The organism is Corticimicrobacter populi (assembly GCF_003123725.1).
Taxonomy (GTDB): domain Bacteria; phylum Pseudomonadota; class Gammaproteobacteria; order Burkholderiales; family Burkholderiaceae_B; genus Corticimicrobacter; species Corticimicrobacter populi.
The window spans coordinates 348170-366864 of the sequence record NZ_QETA01000001.1 but is presented as its reverse complement, the minus strand read 5'-3'; the positions used below and the strand labels follow the sequence as shown (position 1 = coordinate 366864).

The window sequence follows — 18695 nt, the reverse complement described above, 5'->3', positions numbered from 1 at the left end:
TGCGCCTGGCTATTTTTGAACAATCAGCCATCACACACCATACCCAGCCATCCATTCCGGACTAGCTGGCCACCCCGAACATAGGCAATTGCCTGTGGCAGGCATAGCCCACGACTGCGAGCAGCTTGTGCAGCATGGCTCGCTCATCGGCAGCCAGATTTTCGGGCAACATCGCAAACAGATCCGCCTGGGTCTCCTGCAGCACCGGCAGGGAGAATGACCTGTCTTCAAAAAAGCAGGCCACATCATGCAGAAAGGCCATATCCCGTCGCTTGATCAGCTTCGAGAGTACGGCCAGTTCGGAAAATTCAATCTGGCCGACGATATCGGGCGCATCCTTTGCCAACGAACTTTTTCCCACCACGATCAGATAAACCATAGCACGCCCAAATCACATTAAATAATCCAAAATGACTGCCAAACCGTGCAGTATTCAGGCCAAACAGCCGTAGTAGAATTCCTGCATCGACACCGCAACATCACCATGCCGGCCCGCCCGGCAGCCACCCATGTCAGAACACGACTACTTCATCTATCCCCGCCAGCCACACCTGCCACCACCCGACTGGCGCGCGCTTGAAAAACGGTTGCTACACGAAGGCTACATCGTACCCAACTCGCTGGTCGAGACGGACACGATCCCCTATACCACGCTGTTCAAGCTCTACAGGCAATTGTTGCTTGATAGCGAGGTCGCCGTTGGTGAACGCTCGATCAAAGATCTACTGCAACGGATGCAGGCAGCCAACATGCTGCCCGCCGGGATGGTACTCCCTGCGCAACCGACAGGTGAACTGCTGGCCGACGTCTTGCGTCCACACGGCATCGACCTGCAACCCGGTGACTACATGCCACACGGTGCGGATCATGCCAGTCCGATCTACTATCTTGGCCCGGCCACCGAAGCACGCTTGGCGACGGCAGAAACAGCCAGTGGCACGGAATATTTCAGGCCTAGCCACCATACGCCCATGCTGGAACTGCTCGAATACCATAGGAAAGCATACGTACCCATAGGAGAAAATCTGGAAGAGCCTCGCCTTCCCGACCACGAGATACCCATCCAGAATTACGCACCGTTTGAAAACCACATCGACCTGATCCAGGCGGCCTGGGAAGATCCTGCCCTGCTGTGGCGCAGCCCGGAAAATGGACAGGACTATCGAATTCTCGATCTGGACTGGGAACATACGTTCGGTTTGGGCTATCGCATGGTGCGGCTATCGTCGATCTCCTCTGATCTCCTGCCAGAACTGACCGCCCTGGTCAGTGAAGTAACAGGCGTGCCCATGCAATGGCATCACTGTCACCTGTAGCATCCTGGCATACCACCCATGTCAGAACACGACTACTTCATCTATCCCCGCCAGCCACACCAGCCACCACCCGACTGGCGCGCACTTGAAAAACGGTTGCTGCACGAAGGCTACATCGTACCCAGCTCGCTGGTCGAGACGGACACGATCCCCTATACCACGCTGTTCAGGCTCTACAGGCAACTGTTGCTTGATAGCGAGGTCGCCGTTGGTGAACGCTCGATCAAAGATCTACTGCAACGGATGCAGGCAGCCAACATGCTACCCGCCGGGATGGTACTCCCGGCACAACCGACCGGCGAACTGCTGGCCGAAGCCTTGCGTCCACACGGCATCGACCTGCAACCCAGTGACTACATGCCACACGGTGCGGACCACGCCAGTCCTATCTACCATCTGGGCCCGGCCACCGAGGTATATCTGGCTGCAGCAGAAGCAGTCAGCGCGCCACGCCATTACAGGCCTGACCATCTTGACCCTACACTGGAATTGCTTGAATACCAGCGCCAGCCCTTGATTCCTGTCGGTGAAAATCTGGCCGAACCCCGCTTGCCAGGCTACGACGCTCCCATCCAGGATTATGGGTCTTACGAGAGCCACATAGAACTGATCGGGGCCGCATGGGAAGATCCCGGCATGTTGTGGCACAGCCCTGAAAGCCTGCAGGAATACAGAATTCTCGATCTCGACTGGCAATACTCATTCGGCCTGGGCTATCGCCTGATACGACTGGGGTCGGTTTCCCCAGACTGGCTCCCGGCACTGACCATCCTGGTCAGCGAACTGACCGACACGCCGATGCAATGGCACCACCGCCACCTGTAAACGCTCACACCCAGACTTCCTGATATGCCCGACGCCACAGACCGCTTTGGACTTGTATTGGCTTTGCTGCAACAACAGCGCCAGGCCACCATACATGCACTGAAATCGGGCAACCCGTCCGGCCTAGCCGCCAAGCTGGGTCTGGACGATGCCATCGCCTGCCTGCAGCTCTGCGAACAGCATGGCATCCATGCCAAGGCCCGCATTACGGTACTACCGGAGACGCGTACTCGAACACCCTCTTCCGAGTACCGGATTCTGGAAGACCATGAAAGCGAGGACCGTTCTATCTGGACGGAACTGGAGCTGTCAGGAGAGGCCGTCCGGCCGACACCCGGTACGCTGCTGCTGGATTGTGGACGATGGGTTGAAGATACGGGCCAATGACGTAGCAACCCGACGGCAAAAAATCGCGCCTCAAATTTGTAACACGACTCTTCCTGAGCGCTCCTCCCAAACGATTCCGCATCTCCCGTTACATCCCTTCATCCCCTGTCCGCTCCCGCTTGCTAAGGTAGACACGTCTCAACCGAACGAGGAGCAACCATGAAACTCACGTACGCTGGACGCATCGGCACCGCAGCCCTGGCCCTGGTGGCATTGGCAGCCTGCTCGTCACCGTCGCAGATCACGACCCGCGACGGACAGACCGTGACCACGGCGGACCGGCCCGAAGTCAATGATGACAAGGATTTCATTACCTACGAACGCGATGGTCGTGAGGTACAGGTCAACAAGTCGGACGTGAAGTCCATCGAGGAAATCAAGTAGGCCTGTTACAGGCACAGCAGCATACAGACAGCAAAGCAGAGTTCGCCGGCACCGACAGCATCAGTCGGAGCCGGTTTTTTTTAGCACCAACCGGCTGCCGAATCATAGCGATAGGCGCAAGGCAGTCGCCTGCACACATCAAATCCCCTGACCACCCGAGACTTCGATGCGCTGCGCATTGACCCAGCGGTTGTCTGCTGACAGCAGACTGGCGATCATCGGACCGATATCATCAGCCACTCCTACGCGCCCCAATGCAGTCATGCTGGCAAAGAATGTATTGAATTCAGGCGTATCACGTACAGCACCGCCCAGAAAATCGGTTTCAATTGCACCCGGTGCCACACTATTGACTGAGATTTTGCGCGGGCCAAACTCTTTGGCCATATAGACCGTCAACACCTCTACGGCCCCCTTGACGGCTGCATACGCCGCCCATCCTTCTGCAGAAACACGCGTCAGGCCACTGGACAGGTTGACAATACGGCCGCCATCCTTGAGAAGAGGCAGCAGTGCCTGGGTGAGAAAGAATACGCCCTTGAAATGCACGTTGACCAACCTGTCGAACGCGCCCTCGCTCATCTCGGCAACCGTCGCCACCTCGCCATGACCGGCATTGTTGACCAGATGGTCGATATGCTCATGTTGCCAGGTCCGGCGCATTGCGATTTTCAGTTGTTCGACAAAAGCCGGAAAGCTGGACACATTGCCGACATCCAACTGCAATGCCACGCCCTTGCGACCAAGCTGCTCGATCTCGGCCACGACGGCCTCAGCCTCGGCCTGTCGACTTTGATACGTCACGATCACGTCCCCACCCTTGCGGGCGATGGCCAATGCTGTGTTGCGTCCAAGGCCACGGCTGGCCCCTGTGATGAGAGAAATCGTCGTCATGGCAAACAACTCCTTAGTCGGTATGGAAACAGGTCACCATTCTGAGCGCAAGACACGACCAGGCTTTTGCCCGAACCTCTATACTTTTGTCCTGATCCTCCATATAGACTGCCACTGAGTCACGTCGGCCCGCTATCATGCCCTCATGAAAGAATCGTTATTACAGGCATCCAGCCGATTTTTCATGGCGCAAGCCGATACTGGCAACGTGGCCCAGACCTCCATTCCTGGTCTGGCTGTAGTTCGCGCCGTCCAGCCCAGTGGCTTGGAGTATGCAATTTCCAGGCCGTTGGTTTGCCTTGTCTTGCAAGGCAGCAAGCAAGTCTCCCTGGGCACTGAAAGATTTTCATTCACTGCGGGAGACTCACTGCTCATTGCGGCAAACGTTCCCACAGTCAGCCAGATCACCCGTGCCAGCGCTACAGAGCCATACTTCTCGTTAGTCCTCGAGCTGGATCTGGCATTGATTTCAGAGTTGGGCGCAGAAATACAACCTCGCCAGACAAACCACAGCGCAAGAGTACGAGTCGAGCCCACCGACGCCGATGTTGCAGACACCGCCTTGCGCCTGATGCGACTGACGGAGCGCACTGAGGCGCTGCCTGTACTGGGCAGGCCATTGCTGCGCGAGATACATTACTGGCTGCTGACTGGCAAGCATGGCAAAGCCATTCGTCAACTCTGTCAACCAGGCAATCATACCCAGCGCATCGCAGATGCCGTCGCCCTTTTGCGTACCGAGTTTGCCCAGCCCCTGCCTGTCGAACGACTGGCGCGTGCGGCGGGTATGAGCCCGTCCTCTTTTTATCAGTATTTCCGTGCTGCGACTTCGCTGTCGCCACTTCAATTCCAGAAACAGTTGCGCCTGATAGAAGCGCGGCGACTCATGACAGCTGCAGATCGATCAGCGAGCAGCGCCGCATTTGCCGTGGGCTATGAGAGCGTGCAGCAATTCACACGAGAATACAGGCGGCTTTTCGGCCTGCCGCCCGGCAAGGATAGGGAGATCAGCAAGCGGCAGTCGCTGGCAGGCGGCAATACAGAACCTCAGCCGCCGATATAGCTCATCTCGATTCGCTTGCGCTCGGCCATACCTTCCTGGCCGCGCCGCTCGGAATAATTGTCCAGGCGCCCGCCCCACACCCCTGCCAGCATGTCTGCCAGTTCGGCATCGCTGACGCCGGCGCGCAATGGCTCGCGGATGTCAAAGCCCTGGTCCGCGAACAGGCACAGGTACAGTTTGCCCTCGGGCGACAGGCGCATGCGCGTACAGGAGCCGCAAAAGGCATGGCTCACGCTGGTGATCACGCCGATTTCGCCTGCGCCATCGACATAGCGCCAGCGCTCGGCCACCTCGCCATAGTGGTTGGCGGCCACAGGCTCCAGCGGATGCTCGGCGCAGATCATGTCTACCAGTTCCTGACCGGGAACCACTTCATCCATGATCCAGCCGTTGGTGGCCCCCACATCCATGAACTCGATGAAACGGAGAATGTGGCCACTGCCCCGGAAATAACGGGCCATGGGCAGGATCTGGTCATCGTTGCGCCCTCGCCGCACCACCATATTGATCTTGATCGGGTCCAGTCCGGCGCGAGCCGCTGCCTCGATGCCATCCAGCACCTTGCGCACCGGTGTACCGGCATCGCTCATCTGCGCAAAGCGGGCATCGTCGAGTGCGTCCAGACTGACACTGATACGCTGCAGGCCTGCGTCCTTGAGCAACTGCGCCTTGTTGACCAGCATGCTGCCGTTGGTGGTCAGCGTCAGGTCCACCGGACGGCCATCGGGCGTACGCAATGGTGCCAGCAAGGCAATCAGGTTTTCCACATGACGGCGCATCAGGGGCTCGCCACCCGTGATGCGGATTTTTTCGACGCCATGCGCCACAAACAGTGCTGCCAGGCGTGCCATCTCCTCGAATGACAACATGTCCGAATGCGCCATGAAGGGATAGTCCACACCGAAGACATCGCGCGGCATGCAATAGGTGCAACGGAAATTGCAGCGGTCGGTCACGGAAATGCGCAGGTCGCGCAGCGGCCGGCCACGCAGATCTCGCCATACGGCGGCAGCACCGGCCCCCGGCACCACCTCGACCCCCGGCAACCAGCCGGCCGGACCGGACGACTGCCGGCTCGGCACACGCATATCCTTGACGGGGATCACAACCCTGCTCATTCAAAAGCCTCCTGCAATGTCTGGATCATACCGGTTTCGGTGGCATCGTAGCCCACCTGCTGGCGTACTTCCTCCCGATAATTGTCGCTACGCATGATCTGCAACAAACTCTGGACCGCTGGTGTCTCCAATGTGTCGCAATGCACTGCGAAAAAGTAGCGTTCCTGCACCATCGGGATGAAATCCAGCCCGAAACGACGTGCGGCAGTTTCTACGCCGATGCCTGTGTCGGCCATGCCGCTAGCGATGTGCGCAGCAATCGCCATGTGAGTGAATTCGCTCGTCTCATAGCCCTGCACCTGGGCAATCGAGATGCCCAGCCGCTCCAGCATCAGCCCGACCAGATAGCGAGTGCTGGAGCCGATCTGTCGATTGACGAAGCGCACATCGTTGCGCGCCAGATCCGCCATGCCCTGTATGGCCTTGGGATTGCCGGCCTCGACGAACAGGCCCGTACTGCGCACCGCCAGATGAATCAGGCGATAGGCACCAGCATCAAGCCAGGGGGAATAGCGACGCAGAATGGGGGCCTGAAAATCTCCCAGCGGCACCTGAAAGCCCGCCAGATCGCATTCGTGGCGCTCCAGCGAGGCCAGCGCCTCGATGGCGGTGCGATAGCGCAACTCAAGCCCGGGAGTACGGCCCTGCATATGACGCAACAGTGCCTCGACGGCAAAACCATGGCTGGCATGCAAGCGCACGTGCTCGGCATTCTGCGACAGCAAACGTTCCAGTTCCTCCTGCAATTCAGACGCCATGCTTTCCAGCATGGGCATCAGGCGGGCCTCGATACGACGGTTGGCCCACACCAGGCGTTGCGCAAAAGGCGACAGTTGAGTGCCCTGGCGACGCCGGGTAATCATCAATGGCACACCGAAATGTGCCTCGAATTTCCTCAGGATGCCCCAGGCATGACGATAGGAAAGCCCGCACTCACGACCCGCTCCCGCAATGTTGCCGGTGGCATCGATGGCGGCCAGCAGCGCCAGCACTTCACGCAGCGAGACATCGTGGGTCGTTTCGTCGCTGATGAGCCAATCGGGCCGCACGCCGATCTGGAATGGTTTATATGTCATTAATTTCTTATTGAACACAGCAAAAAGCGTTGGTAGAGTAGGCAAATTATCGCTTCATACGCGATATATATGCAATATAAAACATAAATATAGAGACAAGACAAACCGTCAGGCAACACGCCCGACCAGCAGATGGACCGCATGCCTGCCACCTTTTATCAGGGTGGACAGGCACAAGGAGATGCGCATGAGCCACGAAGCAAAGATCGATCTCGCCTCCACCGGAGGCGCACGCGGGGGCAAACTGGCCCTCGACATTGCCGCCCAGTCCTGTAGTCCGGCGGCGGCCGCAGCAGCACGCATTATCCAGACGCATCAGGATCGTCCCGGTGCCTTGCTGCCGATGCTGCACGCCATCCAGGATGAGCTGGGACACATTCCGGAAGACAGCATTGCCCTGATTGCCGCCGCCCTGCAGCGCTCACGCGCCGAGGTCTACGGCGTCATCACCTTCTATCCGCACTTCCGGCTGCAGCCCGTACAGGGCCGCCACCTGGAAATCTGCCGGGCCGAAGCCTGTCAGGCGCGTGGTGCCCAGATCCTGATTGACCATGCGCAACGCACGCTCGGCTGTGGACTGGGGCAGACCTCAGCCGATGGCAGCATCACCGCCGATCCCGTGTATTGCCTCGGGTTGTGCGCCCAGGGACCCGCCGTGATGCTCGACGGACAGCCGCATGCCCACGTCACACCCGCGCGGCTGGATACCCTGCTGGCTGAGGATGCCACTCTCGCCTCGGAGGAAGTCCGATGAAACCATCCCGTTCCACTCCGGCTTTTGCCTCCTCCAGCCACACAGACACATCGGCACAGCACGATATGGGCAGCGCCATCCGTATCTATGTGCCACGCGATGCCGCCGCCGTGGCCGCCGGTGCCGACGCCGTGGCTCATCGCATCGAAGCCGAGGCCCGACAGCGCAACCAGCCTGTACGCATCATCCGCAACGGCTCGCGCGGCCTGCTCTGGCTGGAACCCATGGTCGAGATCGACACAGCCGCCGGGCGCATTGCCTATGGCCCGGTCGTACCCGAGGATGTACCCGGACTGTTCGAGGCTGGCTGGCTGGAAGGCGCAACTCATGCCCTGTGCCACGGCCCGACCGACGATATCCCCTATCTGCGTCGCCAGGAACGCCTGACCTTTGCCCGTGTCGGCATCATTGATCCACTCGATCTCGACGACTACGCCGCCCACGGCGGCTGGCTGGGACTGCGCAATGCGCTCGACATGCGCGCCGAGGATATCGTTGAGTGCGTGACGGCTTCCGGCCTGCGTGGCCGTGGCGGTGCGGCCTTTCCGACCGGAATCAAGTGGAAGACGGTGCTGACCAGCCCCGCCGACCGGAAATACATCGTCTGCAATGCCGACGAAGGCGACTCCGGCACCTTCTCCGATCGCATGCTGATGGAGGGCGACCCCTGTGCCCTGATCGAAGGCATGGCGATTGCAGCCCTGGCCGTGGGGGCCACCCAGGGCTATATCTACGTACGCTCCGAGTACCCGCATGCCATTGCCACCCTGAAGCACGCCATTGCCCGCGCCCAGACCGCTGGCTGGCTCGGTGCCGACATTCAGGGCAGTGGCCGGCATTTCGACCTGGAAGTACGCAGTGGTGCCGGGGCCTATATCTGTGGCGAGGAAACCTCGCTGCTCGAAAGCCTGGAAGGCAAGCGCGGCGTCATCCGTCCCAAGCCGCCCCTGCCCGCCATCCAGGGACTGTTCGGCAAACCCACGGTCGTCAACAACGTCATTTCGCTGGCGACCGTACCCGCCATCCTGGCACGCGGCGCAGCCTGGTATCGCGACTTCGGCGTGGGCCGTTCGCACGGGACGCTGCCGTTCCAGCTGGCTGGCAATATCCGCTGCGGTGGGCTGGTGGAAAAAGCCTTCGGCCTGACCCTGCGCGAACTGCTGGAAGACTTCGGCGGGGGCAGTGCCTCGGGGCGTCCGCTGCGTGCCGTCCAGGTTGGCGGCCCGCTGGGTGCCTACCTGCCCGAATCGCAATGGGATGTCCCACTGGACTACGAGGCCTACCAGAAGATTTCGGCCATGATCGGCCACGGTGGCATCGTGGCCTTTGACGAGACCGTGGACATGGCCCGCATGGCGCACTACGCGATGGAATTCTGTGCCGTCGAATCCTGCGGCAAGTGCACGCCCTGTCGGATCGGCTCGACACGCGGCATGGAAGTCATTGAGCGGATTGCCGCAGGCGGTCCGCAGCGCGAAACCCAGGTCCACCTGCTGCGCGATCTCTGCGACACCATGATCGGCGGCTCGCTGTGCGCACTGGGGGGCATGACACCCTTCCCCGTGATGTCCGCACTCGAGCACTTCCCCGAGGACTTCGGCCTCGAACCCTCCCGCGCCGCCTGTGCGGCCTGAGTCCAGGAGACTGCCATGCTGGAAACCGTCCTGAAACGCGAACGCGATTACGGAACACCCGCCCGCGCCGCCACCGCCATGGTCACTCTGACCATCGATGGCTATGAAGTCACCGTCCCCGAAGGAACCTCGGTCATGCGGGCCGCTGCCGAACACGGCATCAACATTCCCAAGCTGTGCGCCACAGACAGCCTGGAAGCATTCGGCTCATGCCGCCTGTGCCTGGTGCAGATCGAAGGACGACGCGGCTATCCGGCGTCCTGTACCACCCCGGTCGAGGCCGGTATGGTCGTGCACACGGAAACCCCGAAACTGCATGACATGCGGCGCAACGTGATGGAGCTGTATATCTCCGATCACCCGCTCGACTGCCTGACCTGCCCGGCCAACGGTGACTGCGAACTACAGGACATGGCCGGCGTGGTCGGCCTGCGCGAAGTCCGCTACGGCTACAAGGGTGCGAACCACCTCGACGACACCAAGGATACGACCAATCCCTACTTCACCTACGACCCGGCCAAATGCATCGTCTGCAACCGCTGCGTGCGCGCCTGCGAGGAAACCCAGGGCACCTTTGCACTGACCATCGGGGCCAAAGGCTTCGCCTCGCGGGTCACGGCCGGCCAGGGTGAGGATTTCATCGACAGCGAATGCGTGTCCTGCGGTGCCTGCGTGCAGGCCTGCCCGACCGCGACCCTGCAGGAAAAATCGGTCATCGAGCTGGGTCAGGCCGAACACGCCATCGTCACCACCTGCGCCTACTGTGGCGTGGGCTGCGGTTTCAAGGCCGAGATGAAGGGCCAGACGGTCGTACGCATGACGCCGTGGAAAGACGGCCAGGCCAACCGTGGTCATGCCTGCGTCAAGGGGCGCTTCGCCTGGGGCTACACCACGCACAAGGACCGCGTGCTGACGCCCATGATCCGCCAGCGAATCACCGATCCGTGGCAGGAAGTTTCATGGGACGAGGCCCTGCAATACGCCGCCTCCGAATTCCGCCGCATCCAGCAGAAATATGGCCGTGATGCCGTGGGCGGCATCACCTCGTCGCGCTGCACCAACGAAGAAACCTGGCTGGTGCAAAAGCTGATCCGCGCCGCCTTCAATACCAACAATGTCGATACCTGCGCCCGGGTCTGCCATTCGCCCACCGGCTACGGCCTCAAGCAGACGCTGGGCGAATCGGCCGGTACGCAGACTTTTGATTCGGTGATGTTCTCCGATGTGGTCATCGTCATGGGGGCCAACCCCAGCAGCGGCCATCCAGTCTTTGCCTCGCGCCTGAAGCGCCGCCTGCGCCAGGGAGCACGCCTGATCGTGATCGACCCGCGTCGCATCGAACTGGTCAACTCGCCGCACATCAAAGCCGATTTTCACCTGCAGGTGCGCCCCGGCACCAATACGGCCTTGCTGACGGCACTGGCCCACGTCATCGTGACCGAGCAACTGGTCGCCGAACCGTTCGTGGCCGAACGCTGCGACCCCGCCAGCTTCGAGCAATGGCGCGAATTCGTGGCCCGTCCCGAGAACTCGCCCGAGCACACGGCCGAGACCACCGGCGTGCCAGCCGAACTGGTGCGCGGCGCTGCCCGCCTCTACGCCACAGGCGGCAATGGTGCGGTCTACTACGGCCTGGGCGTAACCGAGCACAGCCAGGGCTCGACCACCGTGATGGCCATCGCCAACCTGGCCATGGCCACCGGCAACATCGGACGGGAAGGCGTGGGGGTGAACCCGCTGCGCGGCCAGAACAACGTGCAGGGGTCATGCGACATGGGCTCGTTCCCGCACGAACTGCCCGGCTACCGGCACATTTCCGACCCAGTTGTGCGCAGCCAGTTCGAACAGGCCTGGGGCGTCACGCTGCAGCCCGAACCGGGCCTGCGCATCCCCAACATGTTCGAGGCTGCACTCGAAGGCAGCTTCATGGGGCTGTACTGCCAGGGCGAGGATATTGTCCAGTCCGACCCCAACACACAGCACGTCGCAGCCGCGCTGGCAGCGATGGAATGCATTGTGGTGCAGGATCTGTTCCTGAACGAAACGGCCAAGTATGCCCATGTCTTCCTGCCCGGCTCCTCGTTCCTGGAGAAGGATGGCACCTTCACCAATGCCGAGCGACGCATCTCGCGCGTGCGCAAGGTGATGGAGCCGCGCAACGGCAAGGCCGACTGGGAAATCACCATGGAACTGGCACAGGCGCTGGGCTATCCCATGCACTACGACCATCCTAGCCAGATCATGGATGAAATTGCCCGCCTGACGCCGACCTTTTCGGGCGTCAGTTACGACAAGCTCGAACGCATGGGCAGCCTGCAGTGGCCCTGCAACGACGACGCCCCGGAAGGGACCCCCATCATGCACATCGACCAATTCGTGATTGGCAAGGGACGGTTCATGATTACCCAGTACGTACCCAGCGACGAGCGCAGCACCCGAAAGTTTCCCCTGCTGCTCACCACCGGCCGCATCCTGTCGCAATACAACGTCGGTGCCCAGACCCGACGCACACCCAATGTGGCCTGGCACAGCGAGGATGTCCTCGAAATCCACCCGCAGGATGCCGAGGACCGAGGCGTCGCCCATGGTGACTGGGTCGGGGTGCAAAGCCGCTCGGGAGAAACGGTGCTGCGTGCCGTGATCACCGACCGGGTACAGCCGGGTGTGGTATACACCACCTTCCACTTTCCGGAGTCCGGTGCCAACGTCGTGACCACGGACAGTTCCGACTGGGCCACCAACTGCCCCGAATACAAGGTCACCGCCGTGCAGGTCACCCGCGTCTCGCAGCCATCGGAATGGCAGCGCAACTGGAGCCGCTTCACCGACATCCAGGAAAAGCTGCTGCGCGAACGCGAAAGGGAAAATGACACGGCCCTGACCGGCAAATAGAGATCACACCATGACCGCACACGCCGCCGCTTCCGATACCGATCTTCTGCCGCCTTGCGCCGAACGCCGTCAGGTGGTGCGTGCCGGTATGGACGGGCTGCATGACGACACCGACGCCCTGGCGACCGAAGTCGCCATCGCGCTCGAATACAACGGCATCAGCCATGCCACCATGCTGGCCACGCCGGCCGACCTGGAGGATTTTGCCTACGGTTTTTCATTGTCCGAGGGCATCATCGGCCAGGCGCAGGATCTCCGTGGCGTGGAAGTGGCACCTGACCCGTGCGGCCTGGGCATCGTGGTTTCCATCGAGATATCGAGTGCCTGTGAGCATCGGCTCAAGGAACGACGTCGAGCGCTGACTGGACGAACCGGCTGCGGCCTGTGCGGCGTGGACTCCCTGCCAGAGGTCGTGCGGCCACTGCCTCCCGTCCAGGCCGGCAGGCCGGTTGCGCTGGCGGCCCTGTTCAATGCTCAAAAGGCTATGCGTGTGCAACAGCACCTGCACGACGACACCGGTGCCACCCACGCGGCTGGCTGGGCCGGGCGCGATGGCACGCTGCACCTGGTGCGCGAAGACGTGGGCAGGCATAACGCGCTCGACAAACTGATCGGTGCGTTGGCACGCCGCCACGATCTGCCGGTTGGTGACGGCATGGCGCTGGTCTCGAGCCGTGCCAGTTTCGAAATGGTGCAGAAATCGGCGGCTGCCGGCATCGACGTGCTGGCAGCCATTTCCGCTCCCACCGCGCTGGCCGCCGATCTGGCCACCCGCCTTAACGTGGCGCTGGCCGGTTTCATGCGGGGAGATCGCTGCACACTGTATGCCCATGCCGGGCGTTTCATCTAGTCACGCGTTGCGCAGTACAGGAGGAGACATGACAGATACACAGGACAACCTGATCCGGATGGCCAATCGCATCGGCGATTTTTTTCAGGCCTGGCCAGACCGCACAGCCGGGATCGACGGCATCGCCAACCATATTGAAAAGTTCTGGGAACCCCGCATGCGGCGCCAGATCCTGGCCTTTCTCGACACGCATCCACAAGGTGTGAGCCACAGCGGGCTGGCGTTGCACGACATCGTGCGCGAGGCCCTGCAGGCACATCGAAGTCGGCTCGAGCCAGCGCCTGCCTGAAAACCACCACTCCATCACTGGGCTGCCAACAGAAGCCAGCCCCAAATGGTTCACCCTTTTCTCAACCTGCACTTCAATACGACACGCTGTACATACAACCCGCTCAATAAATAAAGAAAGCAACACGGAACCTCCGCAATCCCGGAGATTTCCAAGGGGAGACATCATGAACTACGCTGCTGTTGCCACGGCGGAATCTTCCGCCCCCGGCTTCCTGGAGAAAGCCCGCACCATCGCAGGTCCCGGCTTCAATCGCTGGTTGGTGCCGCCTGCGGCCCTGGCCATCCATCTGTGCATTGGCATGGCCTATGGCTTTTCGGTGTTCTGGCTACCGCTCTCGCAGGCGGTCGGCGGCACCGCGCCGCTGGCCTGTCCGGCCGACATGAGCCTGATGGCGGAGCTGTTTACCACCCAGTGCGACTGGAAAGTCTCGACCATGGGCTGGATGTACACCCTGTTCTTCGTACTGCTCGGCTGCTCGGCAGCGCTTTGGGGCGGCTGGCTTGAACGCGCCGGCCCACGCAAGGCCGGCATCGTCTCGGCGCTGTGCTGGTGTGGTGGTCTGGTCATCTCGGCAGCCGGGGTGTATCTGCACCAACTCTGGATGCTGTGGCTGGGTTCTGGCGTCATCGGCGGCATCGGCCTTGGGCTGGGCTACATCTCGCCGGTCAGCACCCTGATCAAGTGGTTTCCGGACCGACGCGGCATGGCAACCGGCATGGCCATCATGGGCTTCGGCGGAGGTGCCATGATCGGTGCGCCACTGGCTGATCTGCTGATGCGCCACTTCGCAACGCCGACCTCACCCGGCGTCTGGCAGACGTTCCTGACCATGGCGGCAATCTATTTCGTCTTCATGATGTCAGGTGCGCTGGGCTATCGCGTACCGCCCAGCGGCTGGAAGCCGGAAGGCTGGACACCCCCCGCCGCACAGGCCAACAATGTCATGATCACGCAACGTCATGTGCATGTCAGCCGGGTCTGGGGCATTCCGCAGTTCTGGCTGGTCTGGTGGGTGCTGTGTCTGAACGTGACCGCCGGCATCGGTATCATCGGCATGGCCTCGCCACTGCTGCAGGAGATGTTCGGCGGACGCCTGATCGGAGAACCCGGACTGGGTTACACCGATCTGAGCCGCGAGCAGCTCGGCGCGATCGCAGCCATTGCCGCCGGTTTTACCGGCCTGCTCAGCCTGTTCAATATCGGCGGGCGCTTCTTCTGGGCCAGCCTGTCCGACCGGCTGGGCCGCAAGCGGACCTACATGATCTTTTTCGTGCTCGGTTTCCTGCTGTACGCGATGATCCCGTGGACCGGTCACCTGGGCTACCTGGCCCTGTTCGTGGCAGCCTTCTGCGTAATCCTGTCGATGTACGGCGGTGGCTTCGCCACGGTCCCGGCCTATCTGGCCGATCTGTTCGGCACACAGATGGTCGGTGCCATTCACGGGCGCCTGCTGACTGCCTGGTCAGCCGCCGGCATCCTCGGGCCGGTACTGGTCAACTATATCCGCGAATACCAGGTATCCATCGGTGTGCCGCGCGCGCAGGTCTATGACATCACCATGTACATCCTGGCCGGCATGCTGGTACTGGGCTTCATCTGCAATATGCTGATCCGCCCGATCAACGCCAAGTACTTCATGACCGACGAGGAGCTGGCCAAGGAAAAGGCACTGGCCAGCGAACGCGCCGCCCAGGCTGAAGTCCAGGGCAGTGGACGCTCGACATTCCGCACACCCTTTATCCTGGTGCTGTTTGCCTGGGCCTGCGTGGGTATCCCGCTGCTGTGGGGCATCTGGATCACGCTGCAGAAAACGGTGATCCTGTTCCAGTAGCAATACCCACCCGGCACGACAGAAAAGCCGATCACAACCCGCAGGGCTAGCTAACAGCAACCCGCATCATCGACTCCAGGGCGGCCACCGGCTGTGGCCGCCCATAGAGAAAGCCCTGGAATTCGCGACAACCGAATTGCGCCAGCATGTCACGCTGCTGGCGTGTTTCGATGCCTTCAGCAATCGCCGTCATGCCCATGACATCGGCAATTTCAATGATTTTTGCCAGCAAGAGTTTGGCCGACTCGCTTTCTGCCGCGCTTTCGACAAACTGCCTGTCAATCTTCAACTTCTGAACCGGCAGTGATTGAAGAACCGCCAATGATGAAAAGCCGGTCCCAAAGTCATCCAGCGCCCAGCGAACCCCATTCGCCTGCAGCGCCTGCATTTTTTCCCTGACCTGATCGACATCCATGCAGAGCGCGGATTCAGTAAGCTCAAGCTCAAGCCGGGCCGGATTGGCCCCGGTCGCGGCCAGCACCTGACGCACGGAAGACACGAAGCCGGCATCCTGAAGCTGAACGGGGCTAACGTTGACAGCCACGATCTTGGTCGCCAGCACCGGATCTTCAGCCCATTTGCTCAACAGCTCACAAGCCTGTCGCAAGACCTCCAGGCCCAGCTCACGAATCAGAAAGCTCTCTTCGGCCAGTGGAATGAATTGATCCGGTGAAAGCAATCCCCGTGACGGATGTTGCCAACGAACCAGCGCTTCCGCCCCCGTGGGCTTGCCATCCATCCCGACCTGCGGCTGGTAGAGCACCAGCAACTGACGATCCGTGATCGCATGCACCAATTCTCGCGCCAGTGAAATCCTGGCATTCATGTCATTGCGATAGATGACCAGTACGCATGCCATCAACAACGAAGCAATCGAAAAATTGGCGATAGCGCCCAGGAAACGCACTGCCTCGGGTGGAGCAAAGTCCGACTCGGTAAAACCTGCCGCCCCAACCCCGAACAGCACGAACAATCCCAGGCACAGTATCGGAAACAACGTACCCATGTAGAAATTGCCCTGCCCAAACACAAAGATCGCACCGGCAGCCAACGGCAGGAAATACACGTAGGCAGAGCGTGAAACACCATTCAGCGGCACGTCAATGGCAGAAATGAGCACCACCATCAACATGATGGCATGTGCAATTCCCACAAGAACACGATACTTGTACCTTCGACTGCAAATGATGGCGCTGATCCCGATCAGTGCCAGCACCACATAGATGGCCGCCAGCTCAGGCCGCTCGAAGTAGATATAACAAGAAGCCCAGAAGACACCAAGCAAAATACAGGACACCCCCGCCAGCAGGAGTATCCTGCGAATCTTGACAGTTTTGTCGCTGTGGGGAAACTTGTGTGCCAGCCATGCATTGCCTTGCCACGGCAACGCCTCGTCAGACTGATGGGTCGAGATCGTCATGAAGAACACGGGAAAAACGGGAAAGAAAAAGCCGGCACGACGGCCGGCTTGAACCTGGGCCGTCAGGGAAGACGGCCTGGAGCAACTGATTACTTTTCTTCCTTGACGCGGTAGACCAGCACCGGCACGTCGGCCAGCGACAGCACTTTGGCGGCAACGCTGCCCAGCAGCAGACGCGACAGACCGCTGCGACCATGGCTGCCGATGAAGATCAGGTCGGCACCTTCTTCGGTGGCAGCCTGGACGATGCCATCGGCCACATTGAAGTTGGATACGGCCACCGGGCGAGCCTTGACGCCAGCCGTTTCGGCACGGTCGAGTACCGATTGCAGATACTTGGTGGCCTGCTCCTGGGCGGCCTTTTCGTAGGCTTCGTCCGTAATGGCATAGGCAGCCGCCATGCCGTCAAAGCCGATGGTAGCGGCAAACGGCTGGCTGACATGCAGCGCCACGACTTCGGCATTGATGGAGCGGGCAAAGGTAATGCCGGCGTTGGCGGCCTGTGCGGCCAGTTCCGAACCGTCGGTGGGGATCAGGACTTTCTTGAACATGGGATGACTCCTCGAAAAGATAATGACATGCTACCGCAAAGGCCACAGTGCGTCAGTGCGCACTTTCCCGGCCTTGAGAAACATCAAGATTAATCAGCGCTCTCCTGCCCCAGTATCTCACTGGCGGCACGATAGAGAATGGAGCAACGCGTACCACTGCGGCAGAAGGCCAGGATAGGCTGCGGCAAAGTCTGCACCAGTTCGGCAAAGCGCTCGGCATCGGCCTGTGTCAGAGCACCGCTGATCACCGGCTGGTAGATCCCTTCCAGACCGGCTGCATCGGCGGCGGCAAGCACATCTGCAGACAACGGCTGCTCAGGACCGCCCTCCAGATCGGGACGATTGATGATGACGCTGCGAAAACCGGCCTGCGCCACGGTAGCCATGTCCTCGGGACGCAACTGAGGGGCCACGGACAGGATCTCGCTCATGGCCACGACGGGAATAGACATCCTGTGTCTCCTGAATATTTTCAATGGACGAAAAGCATAACCGGCCACGCATGTCATGACAATGTCATGCTGCAGTGCCACATTAGTTACGTTTCGTCATATACTCTGGTGATTGAGTCGATCGATAGATTTCCCGACTTGATTTATCAACTTTATCGAACCTCTGGAGCACGCTGCATGCAGTCCCCCTTCTCCCTGGCCGGGAAAAAAGGCCTGATCGTCGGTATCGCCAATGACAAAAGCATTGCGTGGGGGTGCGCCCAGGCCATCCGCCAGGCGGGTGCCGAACTGGCCGTCACCTGGCAGACGGAAAAAGCCCTGCCCCATGTACAGCCGTTGTTCGACACGCTGCAAGCTCCCATTCAGATGCAGCTCGACGTCACTCAGCCTGCACAGATGGAAGCGGTGTTCGAGCGTATCCGCAGCGAATGGGGTCGCCTGGATTTCGTCATCCACTCGATTGCCTTTGCCCCCAAGCAGGACCTGCACGGTCGTGTCGTCGACAGCTCCATTGAGGGATTCCTGCAGGCCATGGACATCTCCTGCCACTCGTTCGTGCGCATGGCACGACTGGCAGAACCCCTGATGACAGAAGGCGGCAGCCTGCTGGCGATGAGCTACCTGGGTGCGCAGGAAGTCGTGCCCCACTACGGCATCATGGGCCCGGTCAAGGCCGCGCTGGAATCAGCTGTACGCTATCTGGCATCCGAACTGGGCGAAGCCGGTATCCGCGTCCATGCCGTCTCGCCCGGCCCGATCAAGACCCGCGCCGCCTCGGGCATTGCCGATTTCGATCACCTGATCGCTGAAAATGCGCAGCGCGCCCCGCTGGGCGACATTCTCGACATCAACGACGTGGGTGCCCTGTCGGCTTTCCTGGTCAGCGACGGAGCCCGCGCCATGACCGGCAGCACCGTCTATGTGGATGGCGGCTTCAACATCCTGAACTGAACCAG

The 18695-nt window shown here is 60.7% G+C and carries 19 protein-coding genes; 12 read left to right on the top strand and 7 right to left on the bottom strand.

Annotation, left to right across the window (positions count from 1 at the left end; translation table 11 throughout):
- Window positions 1-61: 61 nt before the first annotated feature.
- Entirely contained in the window at window positions 62-379 is a 318-nt protein-coding gene (locus DD235_RS01680) for a hypothetical protein (protein ID WP_109060317.1), read from the bottom strand.
- A 130-nt stretch (window positions 380-509) separates the two neighbouring features.
- Between DD235_RS01680 and DD235_RS01675 the strand changes: the two genes are divergently transcribed.
- The 4 genes from DD235_RS01675 (at window position 510) to DD235_RS01660 (ending at window position 2912) form a co-directional block, all read left to right on the top strand.
- Entirely contained in the window at window positions 510-1316 is an 807-nt protein-coding gene (locus tag DD235_RS01675) for a hypothetical protein (protein WP_109060316.1), read from the top strand.
- 18 nt (window positions 1317-1334) lie between these two features.
- Window positions 1335-2141 carry a hypothetical protein gene (locus tag DD235_RS01670; RefSeq protein WP_109060315.1) on the top strand — a complete coding sequence of 269 codons (807 nt, stop codon included), beginning with the start codon at window positions 1335-1337 and terminating at the stop codon, window positions 2139-2141.
- A 24-nt stretch (window positions 2142-2165) separates the two neighbouring features.
- Complete coding sequence (locus DD235_RS01665; RefSeq protein ID WP_109060314.1) at window positions 2166-2528, top strand: hypothetical protein; 363 nt, start codon at window positions 2166-2168, stop codon at window positions 2526-2528.
- Window positions 2529-2687: 159 nt separating this feature from the next.
- Window positions 2688-2912, top strand: a complete 225-nt coding sequence (locus tag DD235_RS01660) for a YgdI/YgdR family lipoprotein (protein ID WP_109060313.1) — start codon at window positions 2688-2690, stop codon at window positions 2910-2912.
- Window positions 2913-3050: 138 nt separating this feature from the next.
- On the opposite strand, the gene DD235_RS01655 is transcribed toward DD235_RS01660, so the two are convergent.
- Window positions 3051-3806 (bottom strand): SDR family NAD(P)-dependent oxidoreductase, encoded by a 756-nt coding sequence (locus tag DD235_RS01655; protein WP_109060312.1) that lies wholly within the window; start codon window positions 3804-3806, stop codon window positions 3051-3053.
- A gap of 184 nt (window positions 3807-3990) precedes the next feature.
- Between DD235_RS01655 and DD235_RS01650 the strand changes: the two genes are divergently transcribed.
- Window positions 3991-4869, top strand: a complete 879-nt coding sequence (locus DD235_RS01650; protein WP_239989996.1) for an AraC family transcriptional regulator — start codon at window positions 3991-3993, stop codon at window positions 4867-4869.
- Here the strand turns inward: DD235_RS01650 and moaA are convergent.
- Both moaA and DD235_RS01640 read right to left on the bottom strand, forming a co-directional pair.
- Complete coding sequence (moaA, locus tag DD235_RS01645) at window positions 4854-5987, bottom strand: GTP 3',8-cyclase MoaA (RefSeq protein WP_109060310.1); 1134 nt, start codon at window positions 5985-5987, stop codon at window positions 4854-4856. The genes DD235_RS01650 and moaA overlap by 16 nt on opposite strands.
- On the bottom strand, window positions 5984-7063 hold the full coding sequence (locus tag DD235_RS01640; RefSeq protein ID WP_109060309.1) for a substrate-binding domain-containing protein: 1080 nt from the start codon (window positions 7061-7063) through the stop codon (window positions 5984-5986). Before DD235_RS01640 ends, moaA begins: the two co-directional genes overlap by 4 nt.
- Window positions 7064-7250: 187 nt before the next feature.
- Here DD235_RS01640 and DD235_RS01635 point away from each other — a divergent pair, with 187 nt between their 5' ends.
- The 6 genes from DD235_RS01635 to DD235_RS01610 all read left to right on the top strand — a co-directional run bounded on the left by DD235_RS01635 (window position 7251) and on the right by DD235_RS01610 (window position 15316).
- Complete coding sequence (locus DD235_RS01635; protein WP_420810432.1) at window positions 7251-7817, top strand: formate dehydrogenase subunit gamma; 567 nt, start codon at window positions 7251-7253, stop codon at window positions 7815-7817.
- A 65-nt stretch (window positions 7818-7882) separates the two neighbouring features.
- Entirely contained in the window at window positions 7883-9451 is a 1569-nt protein-coding gene (locus DD235_RS01630; protein WP_109060307.1) for a formate dehydrogenase beta subunit, read from the top strand.
- Between the two features lie 15 nt (window positions 9452-9466).
- Window positions 9467-12343 carry a formate dehydrogenase subunit alpha gene (gene fdhF, locus DD235_RS01625; RefSeq protein ID WP_109060306.1) on the top strand — a complete coding sequence of 959 codons (2877 nt, stop codon included), beginning with the start codon at window positions 9467-9469 and terminating at the stop codon, window positions 12341-12343.
- Between the two features lie 10 nt (window positions 12344-12353).
- Complete coding sequence (fdhD, locus tag DD235_RS01620) at window positions 12354-13193, top strand: formate dehydrogenase accessory sulfurtransferase FdhD (protein ID WP_109060305.1); 840 nt, start codon at window positions 12354-12356, stop codon at window positions 13191-13193.
- A gap of 28 nt (window positions 13194-13221) precedes the next feature.
- The gene (locus tag DD235_RS01615; RefSeq protein WP_109060304.1) at window positions 13222-13482 is read left to right on the top strand and encodes a formate dehydrogenase subunit delta; all 261 of its coding nucleotides are present in this window, start codon (window positions 13222-13224) and stop codon (window positions 13480-13482) included.
- A gap of 166 nt (window positions 13483-13648) precedes the next feature.
- Complete coding sequence (locus DD235_RS01610) at window positions 13649-15316, top strand: OFA family MFS transporter (protein WP_109060303.1); 1668 nt, start codon at window positions 13649-13651, stop codon at window positions 15314-15316.
- A 46-nt stretch (window positions 15317-15362) separates the two neighbouring features.
- On the opposite strand, the gene DD235_RS01605 is transcribed toward DD235_RS01610, so the two are convergent.
- The 3 genes from DD235_RS01605 to DD235_RS01595 form a co-directional block, all read right to left on the bottom strand.
- Window positions 15363-16736 (bottom strand): putative bifunctional diguanylate cyclase/phosphodiesterase, encoded by a 1374-nt coding sequence (locus tag DD235_RS01605; RefSeq protein ID WP_109060302.1) that lies wholly within the window; start codon window positions 16734-16736, stop codon window positions 15363-15365.
- An 89-nt stretch (window positions 16737-16825) separates the two neighbouring features.
- Window positions 16826-17287, bottom strand: a complete 462-nt coding sequence (locus DD235_RS01600; RefSeq protein ID WP_109060301.1) for a universal stress protein — start codon at window positions 17285-17287, stop codon at window positions 16826-16828.
- An 89-nt stretch (window positions 17288-17376) separates the two neighbouring features.
- Window positions 17377-17739: a protein tyrosine phosphatase family protein gene (locus DD235_RS01595; protein WP_109060300.1), complete on the bottom strand. Its 363-nt coding sequence runs from the start codon at window positions 17737-17739 to the stop codon at window positions 17377-17379.
- Between the two features lie 177 nt (window positions 17740-17916).
- On the opposite strand from DD235_RS01595, the gene fabI reads away from it, so the two are divergent.
- Window positions 17917-18690 (top strand): enoyl-ACP reductase FabI, encoded by a 774-nt coding sequence (fabI, locus tag DD235_RS01590; RefSeq protein WP_109060299.1) that lies wholly within the window; start codon window positions 17917-17919, stop codon window positions 18688-18690.
- Window positions 18691-18695 lie beyond the last annotated feature (5 nt).